The following is a 14,862-nucleotide window of genomic DNA, read 5'->3' as shown; positions in this document are numbered from 1 at the left end:
ACGCCGGATCTCTTCAAAGGATGAATCATGAATGAATGTCACATTGGCGACATGGTCAAGCAAGCGTTGATGGCTGCCGGATGCGATAGCGTGATGGTGGAATCGCTCGACGAAGACGTGACCGTCCAGATCGACTTCGAGAACACGCCGTCGATCCTTGTGGGACAGAACAACGGACTTCCCGTGATCTGGAGCGATATCTGCGAGTTTCATCAGAACCTCGTCGCGTTGCGCGGCGCCCGCCTGCTGGAGGAAGTGATGAAGTGCGCCGATTTTTCCGCCAACGGTCAGCTTGTCCTGCGTGAACAGGACGGGCAATTGCAGGTATTCGCCGACATCGCTGACGCCTATAGCCGGGAACCGGAAATGCTCGCCAGGGCCATCGACGGATTCTACGAACGGGTAGCGACGCTTTCGGAGATCGTGAAGCAATGACACGAAGGGGTCTGGTCGCCAGGTACGCGCGGCCCAGCCGTCTTTCCGGCCCCATCATCGAGGCCGATCTCGACGACGTCTTTGTCGGCGAAATCTGCGATGTTCGCGCGCATTGGATGCGCGAACCCGTGGTGGCAAAGGCTCAGGTGATCGGCTTTCGGGATGGCATGGCGGTGCTGAGTCTCCAGGGCAGTCCGACGGGTCTCTCCAGGAACTCGCTGGTGATGCCAACGGGCGGCATGCTGCGCGTGGACATCGACGATGCCATGCTGGGCGGCGTGTTCGACGCGTCCGGACACTGCATGTCGCGGATGGCGGCCATTCGATACTCCGGGCGCGCCTGCCAGGTGCGGGAGCTGGAAGCGCGCCCCCCCGATTTCATGGCACGCGCGCCAATCAAGGATCGCTTTCTCACGGGGCTTCGTGCCATCGACGGCATGACGGCTTGCGGCGTCGGACAGCGGATCGGCGTGTTCGCGGAAGCCGGCACCGGCAAGACGACGTTGATGCAGATGTTGATCGACCACTCGTCGGCCGATGTGTACGTCGTCGGCCTGATTGGCGAGCGCGGACGCGAGGTCACCGAGATCGTCGAGCACATCGGCCGATCACCGAACCGTGCGCGCACCGTGGTGATCTACGCCACATCGGACGCGCCGTCGCTGGATCGATGCAACGCGGCGCTGCTGGCCACCACCGTCGCCGAGTATTTTCGCGAGGCGGGTCTTCACGTGCTGCTCCTGCAGGACTCGCTGACCCGGTATGTTCGCGCGCTTCGTGACGTATCGCTCGCGGCAGGAGAGCCGCCGGCGCGTCGCGGATACCCCGCATCGGTGTTCGAGGCGTTGCCCAGGCTGCTGGAGCGGCCGGGGGCCTTGCGGCAAGGCGGCAGCATCACGGCCTTCTACAGCGTGCTGCTGGAAAGTGCCAATGAGGCCGATCCGATGGCGGAAGAAATCCGTTCCATCCTCGACGGCCATATTCATCTCAGCCGGCAGCTTGCCGCGCGACACCACTACCCAGCGATCGATGTGCGCCGGAGCCTCAGCCGCACCGCATCGGCCGTCTGCGATGCGACCCATCTGCAGGCGGCGGCTTCGGTCCGTCGAAAGCTGGATCGGCTCGATGAACTGCAGATGCTGACGGACCTTGGCGAATTCCGCCCTGGCGAGCGCCCGGAAGACGACCGGCTGTTGCAGTGCAAGCCGCTGATCGACAAGTGGTTGCAGCAGGCCAATGCCGAGTATTGCGCCGACGAAACGATGCTGAGGGGGCTTCATGAGATCGCCCGCTAGTGTCGACGCCGGGCTGCGGCTATGCGAGATGCGGATCGTGGCGAACGAACGCCGCCGATGGCGTCTGGAGCGGCAGAGCCGCGAACTGCATGCACGGCATGCGCAACTGGCGAGCGAGCGAGACCTGCTCGCACAAATGGAGCGGGTCACGGTGCTCGACGGCAATACCGTCGACCGCTCCGCGCTATTCGGCTGGTTGCGAAGGCGAGCAATGGCCGTGCACAGGACGCAGGCGCTGCGCGTGGAAATCGGCGAATCCGAGGAGAAGCTGCGGGCGTGCGCCGCCGAGACGCGGGCCATGCAGGCGAGGATCGACATGCTGGGTCGCAAGCACGATCGCTACAGCGACCGCAAGCTGTCCATCCTCCGCTGGCAGCACATCGCTCGCATGAACAGGGACGAGGCTGACATCGAGGAGCGCGTGGCGTGGAACAGGTGAAGGGAAACGGCGGCATGGCCGCAACCGCGTGTGGGATCGCTGACGTCGCCATCCGTCAGCTCGAAGACGTCACGAGTGCCGCCGAGGCATCGGCGGAACGTGATGCACTCGCACGGATCGTCAACGAGGCGATGGCGGAGGACGCCCGGCAGGAAGAGTCCGAACTCGGCACGGCGGAACTCTCCTGCATGATGCTGGCGCAGCGCACGGCCGCCATCGAGCGTCTCCGTGGCGACGGCACAGGGCAACGCGCGCCGGCAGACCTGTCGCGGCGTGGCCACGTTGCTCCGCCTTTCGCCGAATCCGGAGAGATCCGTTCCGGACAAGGCTTGCAACGTCACGCCGGTGTATCGGCGCCGGCATTGCGGATGGCATCGCTGTCACCCACGTTATCCGCCGCGATGCATCACCATCCGGGCAGCGCTGGCGCGGCGGTCCCCACTGCGGAACCCGCCGCCCCCGTTGCGGGGAAGGACGGCGATCCGGGAAGGGTCGCTGGCGATGGGATTCGCGATGGCTCGCCGGAATCCGCAGGCCCGGACGGGGCCCAGTTCGCTGGCCGCCCTATGCCGGCCAGGATGCTCGATGCAAGGGACGTGAGCCAGGGGCAGCCTTCCCACCCGAGTCCTTCCTTCACCTCGGATGCCGACCGCGTCCTTCGCGAAGCGTCCGGCAGCGCAGATGGCCGGGAGCTGCGCTACAAGTTCTCGTCGTGGGGCGCGGAACACTCGGTCAGGTTGGTGCCGGCGGGGGACCGCATCCAGCTGCATCCTTCAACGAGCCTTGTCGAGCAGCGGCTGCAACCCTTCGTATTCGATGGCTTGCCGTGGACGCCGCCTGACCGGCAAGACGACGGGGGACGCGGCCGACAGGATTCTCGCGCCCGCCATCCTGACGAAGACGGAGAAGGCTGATGGGCTGGCGTGCCATCCGAAAGACTTCTCGCGCTGCGTTGAATGCATCTTGCCTGATCGGGCGATGGCGCGAGCGGTGCCTTGATCCTGCCCGGCTGGGGCTGCCCGAGGGTGCCAGGCTGGCCAAGGTGACTGCGGCACAGCGCGACGTGTCATGGAGCGGCTATGTCGAGCTTGACGAGTGGCTGTCCTATATCGCGCCAGAGCTTGGCGCCCTTGCGGGCAGAGGCGCGCCGCCGATGACTGACATCGTGCGCCTGCTGAACGGCATGGACCATCCGCTCGCGATCCCCGGGGAAATGGCCGAACTCGACTATGTCGACCTTGTCGCTCAGCCATGTGGTCCGGCGGATCGGATCGATGGCACCTACTGGTCGGTGCGGCTGGATAGCGGGCGGCTCTGGCTTGCCACATTCCCTACCGCCTCCGCGCGGCCGACGCAGGCATCAGGCATCGCAGCCACGGTGCCGCTCCTTGCCGACATCCGACTCGGCCGAACGGCTCTCCGCAGCGGGCTGCTTGGGACGATCCGATGTGGCGACATCGTGCTGATCCGCGAGGCCTGTGCCGACATCGCGCTACAAGGCCGGCGAATCGGGTACCACAAACTGACCGAAGAAGGACACGCAATCATGCAAGAGCTTGAACCGACTGAAGGCATGGAACGGATCACCGACCCGGCACCCGGCGGCATCGATGGCGTCACGGGCGCCGATAGCGCTGACGGCAAGCCCATCGACATCACCCTCGTCCCCGTGGAGCTCCAGTTCATTCTCCAGCGACGCCAGATGACCATTGGCGAGCTCGATGGACTGCACCGCGGTGCCTATCTGCCGCTCGACCCCGCTGCCGAAAGGAACGTTGCGCTGGTCGTGAACGGTGTCGTCATCGGAACAGGAGAGCTGGTGGAGATCGACGGCAACCTGGGCGTGGAGATCCACCGGATAGGCGGAGAGCCGGGCAGATGAGCAACGACATCTCGCTGGTCGGGCTGCTTGCGTTCGCGTCCCTTCTGCCGTTCCTGGTGGCCGCCGGCACCTGCTACCTGAAGTTCTCCATCGTGTTTGTCATCGTGCGCAACGCACTGGGCCTGCAGCAGGTGCCTTCGAACATGGTCCTGAATGCGGTGGCATTGTTCATGGCGGTGTTTGTCATGATGCCGGTGGCCAAGCCGGCGTACGACTACCACGCCGAGAACCCCGTCAACTTCGCGCGCCAGGAATCGGTGTCGGCATTCGTCGAGAGCGGACTCGGCGCCTACCGCGACTATCTGCAGAAATACTCCGATCCGGAACTCGCGGCCTTTTTCGACACGCTGCAACGGGATCGCATTGCGCTGAAGCACGACGAGGCGCCTTCGGCAGAGGCGCAGCCGTCCATCGTGGCGCTGATGCCTGCCTATGCGCTCAGCGAGATCAAGAGTGCCTTCGAGATCGGCTTCTACATCTACCTGCCGTTCGTGGTGGTGGACCTGGTGATCTCCAGCATCCTGCTCGCACTGGGCATGATGATGATGAGTCCGATCATCATCTCGGTGCCGATCAAGCTCATCCTGTTTGTCGCGCTCGACGGCTGGACGCTGCTGGGCAAGGGCATGATCCTGCAATACGTCGACCTGGGTACCTGAGCATGGAAAGCATTTCGTACGCCGGGAACAAGACGCTGTATGTGACGCTGCTGCTCGTGCTATGGCCGGTGACCGTGGCAACCATCGTGGGTCTTGTGGTCGGTCTGGTGCAGACCGTCACGCAGTTGCAGGAGCAGACCTTGCCGTTCGGCATCAAGCTGCTGGCCGTGGGCCTGTGCATGCTGCTGCTGTCGGGGTGGAGTGCGGAAGTGCTGATGGAGTTCAGCCGCGAAGTGTTCGCACTGGCACTACGGTAGCCGGCACGCTGCACCATGATTTTCGATGTTCACACGTGGATGCTCGGCGCGGCGCTGGGGTTCGCGCGGATCGCGCCGATCTTCTTCATGCTTCCGTTCCTCAACGGCAGTGTGCTGACTGGCGCCGGCCGGAATGCCGTCATCGTCATCGTCGCCACGGGGTTCTGGCCCGCGCCCTCCGAGCTGGTGCTGGCGCTCGACACCATGGAGTACGTGGTGGCGATCTTGCGGGAGATTGTCATCGGAATGCTGCTGGGCGCGCTGCTGGCATGGCCGTTCTGGGTCTTTCATGCGGCGGGCAACTACATCGACAACCAGCGCGCGGCCACGCTGAGCAGCACCATCGATCCGGTGAACGGGATCGAAACGTCGGAACTGGCCAGCTTCTTCAACCTCTTTGCCGCCGCCATCTACCTGCAGGGTGGCGGCATGCTGCTGATGTCGCGCGCCATCGAATCGAGCTATCACCTGTGCGACCCGCTCGGCCCGTGCGTGTTCGAGATGGCGCCCGCGGTCGCGCTGCTTGACGAAGTGGTGGTCAAGGCCTTGATCGTGTCGAGCCCAGTCGGCGTGATGCTGATGATCGTTGAGTTCTCGCTGGGGTTGCTGTCGCGGTTCGCGCCGCAGCTCAACGCGTTCGCGATCTCGCTGACCGTCAAGAGCCTGGTGGTTGTGCTGATACTGCTCGTGTACTTCCGCCCCCTCTTTCCCGATCGCATCATGGCGCTCACTGGCGTGGTGGAACGCATGCCCTTGTTCTTTTCGGCGCCCTGATCATGTCGGCGCAGAACAAGACCGAAAAGGCCACCCCGAAGAAGCGGCGCGATGCCGGAGAGCGCGGCCAGAGCTTCAAGGCCCATGACCTGGTGGTGACGTGCCTGACGATCGGCGGCGTCATCGCCGTGCTCTCGCTGGACGCCTTCTCGCGAATTGGTGCGGTGCTGGTCAATGTGATGCGGTCGGGATTCGAGCACAACACCGCACAGTACGCGCGCAATGTCGTGCTAGAGGGCTTCTGGATGGTGGTGCCAATCGTCGCGGTCGCCATTGTCTGCAGCGCGATTCCGTCACTGCTGCAGAGCGGATTCCAGCTGGCCACCAAGGCCGTCCGTATCGACCTGGAAGCGATCAATCCGATGCGCGGCTTCAGGAAGATCTTCAGCCTGCGGTCGGCAAAGGACGTGGTCAAGACCCTGCTCTACCTGTGCACGTTTGGTGTATCGCTCTGGATCGTCTGGTTGCGCAACCGGACCCAGCTCTTTGCGCAGTACCACGGCAATCTCCACAGCATAGTGCTCACGTGGAAGGCGATGGTGATTGACCTCGTGCTGGTGAGCTTCACCTGCATCTTCGTCGTGCTCGTGCTCGACGCGTTGGCGGAGCTTTACTTCTACCTCAAGGACCTCCGCATGGACAGGCAGGAGGTCAAGCGCGAGTTCAGGGAAATGGAGGGCGATCCGCATATCAAGAGCAAGCGGCGGGAGTGGCACCTGGAGCTGCTTTCCTCACAGGACCGGCACGATATCGAAAACTCGCGGATGCTCGTCGTCAACCCGACGCACGTTGCCATTGGCATCTATTTCAAACCGGAGGTCTCGCCGATTCCGTATGTATCGGTGAAGGCGTCCGACTTCAAGGCGCTCGCAGCCAGGAAGTATGCGGAGCAGGTCGGTGTTCCCGTGATCGTCGACGTTCCGCTCGCCCGGCGCATGTACCAGTCGCACGACCGGTACGCGATGGTCAGCATGATCGAGATCCGACCGATCGTCGCGCTGTTGCTCTGGCTCCAGGATGTTGAACGCAACGCAGCCTGTCCGCCAGATGGCGCGGGCGACCGCGGCGATGCCATGCCGGAAGGCGATGCCGAGGCACCACGCGAAGCGCCGCCGGAATCGTAGCGCTAGAGCAAACCACGGCATCAGCGCATCAGCGCATCACAGTCTGCTCGCTTTCTTAAGGTGAGCCGGAAGACTCCCACCCACAATGGCATCACAGTCGGTGACTTGATCGGAGCGACACATGGGCCATCAGTTTGACGCCAGCGATTTGCAGCTGGATTCGATTATCGAGTCAGTCAATCACGGCGTCACGCTCAAGGAGATCTATGGCATCTCCGGCGAGCAGATGGAGGCCGTCTACTGCATCGCCCACGACCTCTACAACGAAGGGCGTCTGGACGAGGCAGAGAAGTTCTTCAGGTTTCTTTGTGTCTACGATTTCTATTGCGTCGAGTACCTGATGGGCCTGGCTGCCGTATATCAGCTGAAAGGGGCCTACCAGAAAGCCGCGGACATCTATGCGGTGGCCTTCGCCCAAAGCAAGGGGGACTATCGGGCGATGCTCTTCTCGGGCCAGTGTCAACTGGCTATGGGAAAGGTCGGCCGGGCGCGGATGTGTTTCAGGCAGGTCATCAAGTCATCGACTGAACCCTCATTGAGATCACTGGCGCAGGCCCATCTGGATGCGCTGGCAAACCGTACGTGATATCGAACGGACAGGACCAAAATGAAAATCGATGCGACGAACCATGGCGGTTATCCTGGCAAAGCCCATCAGGCAGCCGAAGCGCCGCGACTCAACATTACCCCGGATTTCCAGCGCCTTGGCGCTGACTTTGTCGTAGCGGCCACGGAAGTCGAGCGGCGGCTGGCAAAGCAGAAGACCGCCGCCGCCGGCAGCGACGGACGGCTGGCGCCACCGTCGATTCCGTTTCGCGACGCCGTGCTGCTGCTATCGCGCGTGGTGGAGCTTGTCGAGCAGTCGACGCTCGACAAGCTGGCATTGAATGCCGAGACCGCGGGCAAGGTCCGCCAGGAAATCGTGGCAGCCAATGCGAAGCTCGCTGCGCAGTACGAAGCCGCCGTGCATGGCCAGGGCGTGGCACTGGCTGCGCTGGCGGCGATCCTGCCCGATGCCCTTGGCCTGGCGACGAGCGTCGCCACACTGAAAGCCAGACTGGCCGAACTGCAATCCGCCCTGGCTTCCACGACACCCGGCAGCGCCGGGCATGACCAGTTGCTTCTCGAGATCGATGCACTGAAACGCACGCTGGCCATGCAAGAGGTTGCCTTGGGCGAACTGCTTCAGGCGGCCAGGGACGCGGAGGCGGCCAACGTCGACGCACAGAAGCAAGTGGATGCGCTGTTCGAGGAGGCCGTACGCATTGGCGTGGACCTGCAGAAGACGGTGATCGAGGAAGACAAGAGCAATCTGGCGCGAATCCTGGCATTGATGAGTGCGCTTGGCGAACTGCTGCTGCAAAGCGGTGAGGTACGCGCCGAAACGCAGAGCGAGCTGCTGCGCGTGCAGGAAGAGGTGCGCATTGCCAAGCTCAGGCAGGATGCGGAAAAGTACGACAAGGACCTCGCAAAGTCCGAAGCGATGAACAAGGCGATGGGCTGCGTCGGCAAGATCCTGGGCGCGGTGGTCACCGCTGTCGCCTTCGTCGGCGCCATCTTCACCGGCGGCGCGAGCCTGGCCATTGCGGGGATCGGTGTGGCCCTCATGCTCGCGGACACCGTGACACAAGCCGTGACGGGCAAATCATTCCTTGAGGAAGCGCTCAAGCCAATCATGGCGGTGATTCAACCGATCCTGCAGTTTCTGATGGACAGGGTCGCGGACATTCTCAAGGGATTCGGTGTCAGCGCGGAAGTCGCGAGGATGGTGTCGATGATCGCCGTCTCCATCGCGATGGCCGGGGCGGTAGTCGTGGCCATGGTCGCGGGCCTGGGGGGCGTGGTCGGCAGCGCCGCCGCACGGCTGGCAAGCCGGATTGGATCGGCGCTGGCCCGGGGCATACAACGCACGATTGGCCGCCTCATTCCGGAGGCCGTGAAGCGCGCCGTCTCGGGCGCTGCCCAAAGCCTCTCTGGCACCACGCTGCGCCTCTTCGACGCGGCGAGCAAACGTCTGGGGTTGGCAACCGATACCGTCAGCACGCAGATTCGCGGGGCACGCACGATCCAGGCCGCCGCATGGATGAACCTTGCTAGCACCACAGCGACCGGCGCCCTGGACATCGGCGCGGGGACGATGCAGCTACGGGCGGCGAAGCTACTGGCGTCGATGAACCTCGGAATGAAGGACCTGCAAATTCTCGAGGAAATGCTCAAGTCCATGACGGAACTGCTGGCTACCAGCATGGACAGTGCGACGGCGGCATTTGCCCGCCTGTCCCAGGTGATTCAGGAAAAGACGTTGAACGGCACGGCGATCGCACGCGCAATGCAGGGAAGCCGCGCGGTGTGACGTCCTCTTCAAATCATGGATTGGAGGCAGTGAATCATGAATGAAATCAGCATTCAGACGGGCAACCTGACGCGCCATGTTTCGAGCGAAGCGGTCGGAAGCCATGAAGTGACCGCCGGCGCGATGACGCCGCGGCCCGGCCGGGTCATCGACGCATCGGAAAGCCCCAACGTTGCCGGCCTGATGCCGGAGACACCGTTCGACGCCCTTCGAGAGCGTGCGACGGGCCTCGGCATGCAGGTCCTCCTGGCGTCGCCGGAGGATCGTGCCGGCGTGGTTGCCGCCGCGAAGGAACTGGAGGCGGAGCTGCGCGGCACGACGCTGCATGAAATCTATGCGCCGACGTTGAAGAACGCGGAAGACGGGCTGGCCAAGGGGGACAAGAACAGGCTCGACGCCATCATCGAACTATTGACGATGATGGCGATGCTGCTCGGCATGACGCAGACGAGCCGGCGCGAGGCGTCCGGCAGGGCCGGCGAAGTCGCCAGCGACATGACGGTCTTGTCAAACAACAAGGCGATCAGCGCCGAGGTCTCTGCCCTGTCCGGTGCGGCGGTGGGCTTCGTCTCGTCGGTGGCGGTCAGCGGCGTGGGCGCCCGTCAGATCCACAGCGCCAATGCCCGGCAGGTTACGAACCTCGATACGAACGTTCGCAAGGCCAATGAGCTGTCCATGATGAGCCGGGATGCCAGGACGGCATTGCGTGCTCCCGGAACGGCTGGCGATGCAAGCCCTCAGCGGCAGCTTAACAAGGTCACCGGCGAAGGCGGCCAGGCCGACGTCGCACCGAGTGAAAACGCGTTGACGCAGCAGGAACACGACGTGATCGCGCAATCGCTGGACAACGCGGCAGCCCGCGCGGAGAACCTGCGCGTGGTGGGTGACCAGAACAGTTTCAAGTTCAACTCGCAGCTGGCCACCGGCCAGGCGATCTCGGCGCAGGCGCAAGCCGTATCCGGGCTGGCCCAGAGCTCGGGTGGGCTGGATGCCGCCCATAAGCGCGCCGAATCCAACCTGGCGGCCGCCGCGTCCCGGGCGATGGAGTCGATCCAGTCCGGCGACGCAGAGCTTTCCTCGCGCCTGCTGGAGAAGCTGCTGCACATCTTTTCGCTGACCAACAACTTGCAGGCGTCTTCCATCGGGTTGCTGTCGTCGCTGATGCCGACCAAGGGCTAAGCGCGCAGTAGACGGCGTGAATTCACATGTTGAAGCGTGCAAGGAGAGCAAATCATGAGTCAAATCCTCGGCTGGCAGCGCGATAGCACGGTGCCAGCGAGCAGGAACAGCGTGGAAGGACTTATGCATGAGCCCGATGCGGCGCCAATTGGCGATGCTCCACGGGAGGGCAATGTAAATCCATCGCTTGTGCGACTGCAGGCGTCCGTTCAGGAAATGGCCGCACACGCGAGGATGCTGGATAAAACGTCGTCCGATCTGAACGAGACGTTGCTTCAGAGGCAACTGTCGTCGATGGTGGATCGATTGCATCTGGATGACGTGCCCCGACGACGCGAAACCGCGGCGCGGCTGCGTGAGGACGGGCAGGTGCTGGCCGGGCGCGCCGACGACGCCCGCAGTGCGCTGGCCATTTCCTCCGCGTTCGTCGAGGCACGCGTGGAGGAGGCGCGCCGCGCGAATGCGGACCGCGCGGCCGAGGTTTCGTTGCGCAGCAGCATCGGTGACATCTGGAACGAGCTTGCGTCAAGCATCAGGAAGCTGCAGGACGGCGAGCTCGCGCTGCTCGAAAAGGCATTCGAGAAGAACCTGGACTTGTATCAGGACATCGTCACCCTTCTTGGTGAACTGAACAACTACGTCAATGCCGTGGGCGACAACAAGATCGCGCTCGATTGCGACAAGATCCACGCCAGGCTGACCGCCATCGTCGACAAGTATTCCGGTGAGGCGGGAACGATTGCCACGCGCCCCACGAAAGAGGAGGCGCTGGAGATCTGCGAAACCCTGGGCCTGAAGCCCGAGAACTGCCTGGTGCAGCGCGACGGCGCCTGGGTGGTCACGGTGGACTTGTCCAATGTCCGCGCGATGATCGCCAACCTGCCATCAAGGGAGCGGACGGAGATCTCGGTCGCGCGCTTCAATACCTGGAAGGCCGGCTTCGACGCGCAGGTATCGCGGATCGAGGACGGGATGCAGCGCATTGGGCAGAAGCACGCCAATGCCTACTCGCGGTTCGAGAACTACCACAAGACCATTGTCTCCATCATCCAGAGCATGGCGGACATGCTCCGGGTCTTCTGTCAGAACTTCGCCTGATGTGAACGCCCTGGGTTTCCCGACGATCGACCCGGGGCGGAGAGTCCATGCAAAGAGGATAGCCATGCCCTTGTCTGCCATTCATCTCGTTCAGCACCCACTCGATACGTCGAGCCGGACCACCGATCCAGCCTGCGACTTCGCCAGGGAAGTCACGCAGATCCGGACGACCATCGATACGGCCGAATCGCCGGGCCAGAGCCGGCAGCTTGCACAGGCACGGCTCGACGTTGCCACGGCGCCGTTCGTCGACGAGCAGAGGAGCCATGTCAGGGCGGCATGCGAGGAGGCCGCGAAGATCCGCACCTCCGCCGCATGTCCAGCTTTTACATCGCGGGAGCAGCCAGGGGTGCGGCACGCGCTGGACTGCGTGCTGGCGCACGCGGATTCCGAGTTGCATGAGGAAGTTGCGTGGCTGATGGAGTCCGGAGATTGCTACGCGCGAATGGGCATGGAGGATCTCGCCGTGGTGCTTTGGATGGGCCTGGAGCACGGGGACGATGCAGTCCAGGAGACGTGCCGGCAATTGGCGCGCGATATGTGCCAATTGATGGTTGACGACAAGCTCGGCAGCGACTCCGCATTCTCCGGCCAATGGCGTGATGGAAAGTTCGTTGCACGCTATGAACGGATGGAGAAGCTGGAGGCCGCGATCCATCGCGCCGTGGGGGACGAGATCCGCGAGCGTGCCTTTGCCGGCATCTTTGTCGACGACATACTTCCAGCGCATATCGGATACGCGGAATCGCTGGTCGGCAGACTGAACGACACCACGCGCACGGCACTGAGCGAGGCGCGCGGCACCATCTCCGCGATGGCTGCGAGGGCACTTGATGGCGTCATCAATAGCCTGGGTGATTTCTCCAGGCACGCGGGCACCGGGAGCAAGACCCTGCCGTGCGCACTTCATGCGCGGCTGCTCTGGCAGTCGGCTTTGCTGTTCCGAGATCTCTTCCGAGAGAACGGTAGCGGGGAGCCAGCGCGAGCGGCGGAGGAAGGCGACCGCACCGGGCCGGCCGCCGCGCCCGAGCGCTCCCACCCCGTGCCCGCAGATGCGCCGGGCGAGCGACCCGGAGACCGCGGCGCGCATCCTCTCAATTATTTTTCGCCACAGAACAATTTCAGTCCGAGCATCGTCGTCAACGGTCATTCGCCCGATCGCTTTTTCGCAAGCGCCGGGCGGGACGGTGGCGCTACCGCGTCGTCGTCTGCGGAAGTGTTCGCTTTTTGGCAACGCGACACGTCGTCGGCAAACGGCGGCATGCCGGTCTTCAGGGAAGCCGGGGCAACCCCTGGCAGGGAGACTGTGGCCGGCGCGCAGCCGGGTGCGGAAAGCGATGCGCCCCTGGCCGGTTGGAATCATGGAAAGGAGCCCCCATCAGGCGGCACCCCGGGTCATGATCGCCGCGAAGATATCGACGAGCGCGCGCATGCGCGGGTATCGAATGAAGTCGCCGTTGACGGCGCCGCTGCGCAATGGATCGTCGCCCGTACGGTCAGGACCGGGCCCACGGTACAAATCGCCTTCAGTGAAGATGTCAGTGCAACGCCGCCCCGACGTTATGACGACGCTCCCGCCGCAGCGGATGACGTGAGTGGTCCTGCGACGAAGGCCGCACGTACCTGGGAAACGGTGCAACCGTTGCCAGGGCCGTCCACCTCCGCGCGGCCCCTACGGGTTGGGGCGCATGACTACGCCCGGGATCGTCCGATGCCGGCGGGCAACGCATCCATCCCGGCATCACGCGACGACCCACAGGCGCAACGCTCCGTGGATGCGCCGTCTGTCACCGAGCCGTTCGAAACATGGATGCAAGCCGAGCGGCGAGACCGCATCGCCAGCGCGCTTGCGCATAACGGACGGGTCGAAGGCGTGCCGGGCATATCGACGGCCTCGGACTTGTCAACGACTACACGTCCCAATCTGAGAGGGCCGGCGGAATACGAACGTGCATTGCCCGGATCCCCGCGAGACCAGAGCGTCCCGGCCGATGCCGCCCGCACATCGGATCGCGTGAATCGGCAGTCGGATTCGGGGGCCCATGATGCATTCGACGGGGCTTCAGTGGGGCGCAAGCGGTAAGCCATAAGCGATACGCGGGGGCGATGTCGCATGCGATTGCGGTAGGTATCAAGGGCAGTGTCTACGAACGAAGTTCATTTTTTCGAGGGCCAGGCAAAGTGCTTCCTACACCCATTCAATATCTCGTCGCCTACGCTACGCAGCTTCAACAGGCCGGCGCAGTCATCGATAACCATGACAAATTCGCGATCATCAAGGGATCGCAGCGCTACCAGGACAAGCTGTTGGTCGTTGGGCATGGCCTCCCGGCAGAGTGGTTATATCCAGAGGCGCAGCCAGACGTTCCCATGGATCTCTCCACCCACTTTGATGCGCCGGCACAGGTCTTCTTTTACTGTGAGGATGGCCAAACCTTGACGCTGGCAGTCGGTCTGGTGATTGCGGGCGTCGAGGCGATGCCGCCCGTCGTTGAGGTCATCGACCCGGCGGGAGGGCGCTTACGGAACGTGTGGCTTGCGAATCCGCAGTTTGAGCTGCGGGACAGGCCGGGGTACACGTCGCCCGGCACATCCGTCGACTTGCTCCGCCAGGCGGTTGAATACAACCGCAACCTCGACGCTGACGTACTGGTAGTCCGAACGGAAGAGCTGGCGAGAGCTCGGGATATCTTTCAAGCGCTTGGCGGCATTCATCGCTACAACGAGATTCATTGGCTGTCCTGTCGTGGACAGTGAACGTTTGCCGAGGGCCATACAAAATGTTTCCTGCACCTGTTCAACATCTCGTCGCCTCCGGCGCGCAGTTTCAACAGAGCGGCGCGGTGATCGAGAATCATGGCAAGTTTTCAATCATCAAGGGTTCACTGCAGTACCAGGACAAGCTGTACGTCGTGGGGCATAGCGTTGGCGGAGAGTGGCTACAGCCATTTCCAGAGGAACATCCGGAAGCGCCAGCGGACGACGCCACCCATTTTGATGCGCCGGCAAGGGTCCTTTTTTATTGTGAAGATGGCCAGCCCTTGCTGTTGACTACCGGTCGGGTGATTGCGGGCGTTGATCCGATGCCACCTGTCGTTGAAACCGTCGAGCCGGCGGGAGGGCGCATACCGAATGCGTGGCTTGCGAATCCATGGTTCGAGGTGGAGAACAGGCCGGGGAACGCGTCGCCCGGCGAATCCATCGACTTGATCCGCCGAGCCATTGAATACAACCGCAACGTCGACTTTGATGTACTGGTGATCCGAACGGAGGAGCTGGTGAGAACTCAGGATGTCTTTCAGGCGCTCGCAAGCATTCATCCCTACAACGAGATTCACTGGCTGTCTTGTCGTGGCTGGTGAACGTT

General features: G+C 63.1%; 16 protein-coding genes. All 16 read left to right on the top strand.

Going from position 1 to position 14,862, the window contains the following annotated elements; genetic code table 11:
* Positions 1 to 27: 27 nt before the first annotated feature.
* The 16 genes from BLR29_RS22010 to BLR29_RS21935 all read left to right on the top strand — a co-directional run bounded on the left by BLR29_RS22010 (position 28) and on the right by BLR29_RS21935 (position 14,857).
* On the top strand, positions 28 to 435 hold the full coding sequence (locus tag BLR29_RS22010) for an InvB/SpaK family type III secretion system chaperone (protein WP_092139539.1): 408 nt from the start codon (positions 28 to 30) through the stop codon (positions 433 to 435).
* Positions 432 to 1,730, top strand: coding sequence for a type III secretion system ATPase SctN (gene sctN, locus BLR29_RS22005; protein WP_092139537.1), 1,299 nt, complete (start codon positions 432 to 434; stop codon positions 1,728 to 1,730). Before BLR29_RS22010 ends, sctN begins: the two co-directional genes overlap by 4 nt.
* Positions 1,714 to 2,169: a hypothetical protein gene (locus BLR29_RS22000; RefSeq protein WP_143018503.1), complete on the top strand. Its 456-nt coding sequence runs from the start codon at positions 1,714 to 1,716 to the stop codon at positions 2,167 to 2,169. Before sctN ends, BLR29_RS22000 begins: the two co-directional genes overlap by 17 nt.
* On the top strand, positions 2,157 to 3,083 hold the full coding sequence (locus BLR29_RS21995; protein ID WP_092139533.1) for a SpaN/EivJ family type III secretion system needle length determinant: 927 nt from the start codon (positions 2,157 to 2,159) through the stop codon (positions 3,081 to 3,083). The genes BLR29_RS22000 and BLR29_RS21995 overlap by 13 nt, the downstream gene beginning before the upstream one ends.
* On the top strand, positions 3,083 to 4,051 hold the full coding sequence (gene sctQ, locus BLR29_RS21990; RefSeq protein WP_092139531.1) for a type III secretion system cytoplasmic ring protein SctQ: 969 nt from the start codon (positions 3,083 to 3,085) through the stop codon (positions 4,049 to 4,051). The genes BLR29_RS21995 and sctQ overlap by 1 nt, the downstream gene beginning before the upstream one ends.
* Positions 4,048 to 4,710 (top strand): EscR/YscR/HrcR family type III secretion system export apparatus protein, encoded by a 663-nt coding sequence (locus tag BLR29_RS21985; RefSeq protein WP_092139529.1) that lies wholly within the window; start codon positions 4,048 to 4,050, stop codon positions 4,708 to 4,710. Before sctQ ends, BLR29_RS21985 begins: the two co-directional genes overlap by 4 nt.
* Before the next feature lie 2 nt (positions 4,711 to 4,712).
* On the top strand, positions 4,713 to 4,967 hold the full coding sequence (locus BLR29_RS21980; protein ID WP_092139527.1) for an EscS/YscS/HrcS family type III secretion system export apparatus protein: 255 nt from the start codon (positions 4,713 to 4,715) through the stop codon (positions 4,965 to 4,967).
* 15 nt (positions 4,968 to 4,982) lie between these two features.
* Positions 4,983 to 5,741 carry a type III secretion system export apparatus subunit SctT gene (gene sctT, locus BLR29_RS21975; RefSeq protein ID WP_092139525.1) on the top strand — a complete coding sequence of 253 codons (759 nt, stop codon included), beginning with the start codon at positions 4,983 to 4,985 and terminating at the stop codon, positions 5,739 to 5,741.
* Between the two features lie 2 nt (positions 5,742 to 5,743).
* Positions 5,744 to 6,865 (top strand): EscU/YscU/HrcU family type III secretion system export apparatus switch protein, encoded by a 1,122-nt coding sequence (locus tag BLR29_RS21970; RefSeq protein ID WP_092139523.1) that lies wholly within the window; start codon positions 5,744 to 5,746, stop codon positions 6,863 to 6,865.
* A 121-nt stretch (positions 6,866 to 6,986) separates the two neighbouring features.
* Positions 6,987 to 7,451, top strand: a complete 465-nt coding sequence (locus tag BLR29_RS21965; RefSeq protein ID WP_092139521.1) for a SycD/LcrH family type III secretion system chaperone — start codon at positions 6,987 to 6,989, stop codon at positions 7,449 to 7,451.
* Positions 7,452 to 7,472: 21 nt separating this feature from the next.
* Positions 7,473 to 9,218: a type III secretion system translocon subunit SseC family protein gene (gene sctE, locus BLR29_RS21960; protein ID WP_092139519.1), complete on the top strand. Its 1,746-nt coding sequence runs from the start codon at positions 7,473 to 7,475 to the stop codon at positions 9,216 to 9,218.
* Positions 9,219 to 9,254: 36 nt separating this feature from the next.
* A complete protein-coding gene (locus tag BLR29_RS21955) occupies positions 9,255 to 10,397 on the top strand; it encodes an IpaC/SipC family type III secretion system effector (RefSeq protein ID WP_092139517.1) in 1,143 nt (380 codons plus the stop codon).
* A gap of 54 nt (positions 10,398 to 10,451) precedes the next feature.
* Positions 10,452 to 11,495 carry an IpaD/SipD/SspD family type III secretion system needle tip protein gene (locus BLR29_RS21950; RefSeq protein ID WP_092139515.1) on the top strand — a complete coding sequence of 348 codons (1,044 nt, stop codon included), beginning with the start codon at positions 10,452 to 10,454 and terminating at the stop codon, positions 11,493 to 11,495.
* Between the two features lie 64 nt (positions 11,496 to 11,559).
* The gene (locus BLR29_RS21945) at positions 11,560 to 13,578 is read left to right on the top strand and encodes a hypothetical protein (protein WP_092139513.1); all 2,019 of its coding nucleotides are present in this window, start codon (positions 11,560 to 11,562) and stop codon (positions 13,576 to 13,578) included.
* Positions 13,579 to 13,601: 23 nt separating this feature from the next.
* A complete protein-coding gene (locus tag BLR29_RS21940; protein ID WP_143018502.1) occupies positions 13,602 to 14,252 on the top strand; it encodes a putative adhesin in 651 nt (216 codons plus the stop codon).
* 23 nt (positions 14,253 to 14,275) lie between these two features.
* Complete coding sequence (locus tag BLR29_RS21935; RefSeq protein WP_092139509.1) at positions 14,276 to 14,857, top strand: putative adhesin; 582 nt, start codon at positions 14,276 to 14,278, stop codon at positions 14,855 to 14,857.
* The last annotated feature ends 5 nt before the right edge of the window (positions 14,858 to 14,862 follow it).

Origin of the sequence: Cupriavidus sp. YR651, assembly GCF_900101625.1 — a bacterium.
Taxonomy (GTDB): Bacteria; Pseudomonadota; Gammaproteobacteria; order Burkholderiales; family Burkholderiaceae; genus Cupriavidus.
Note: the sequence above shows the minus strand (reverse complement) of the source record. Positions and strands in the feature narration are given on the sequence as shown.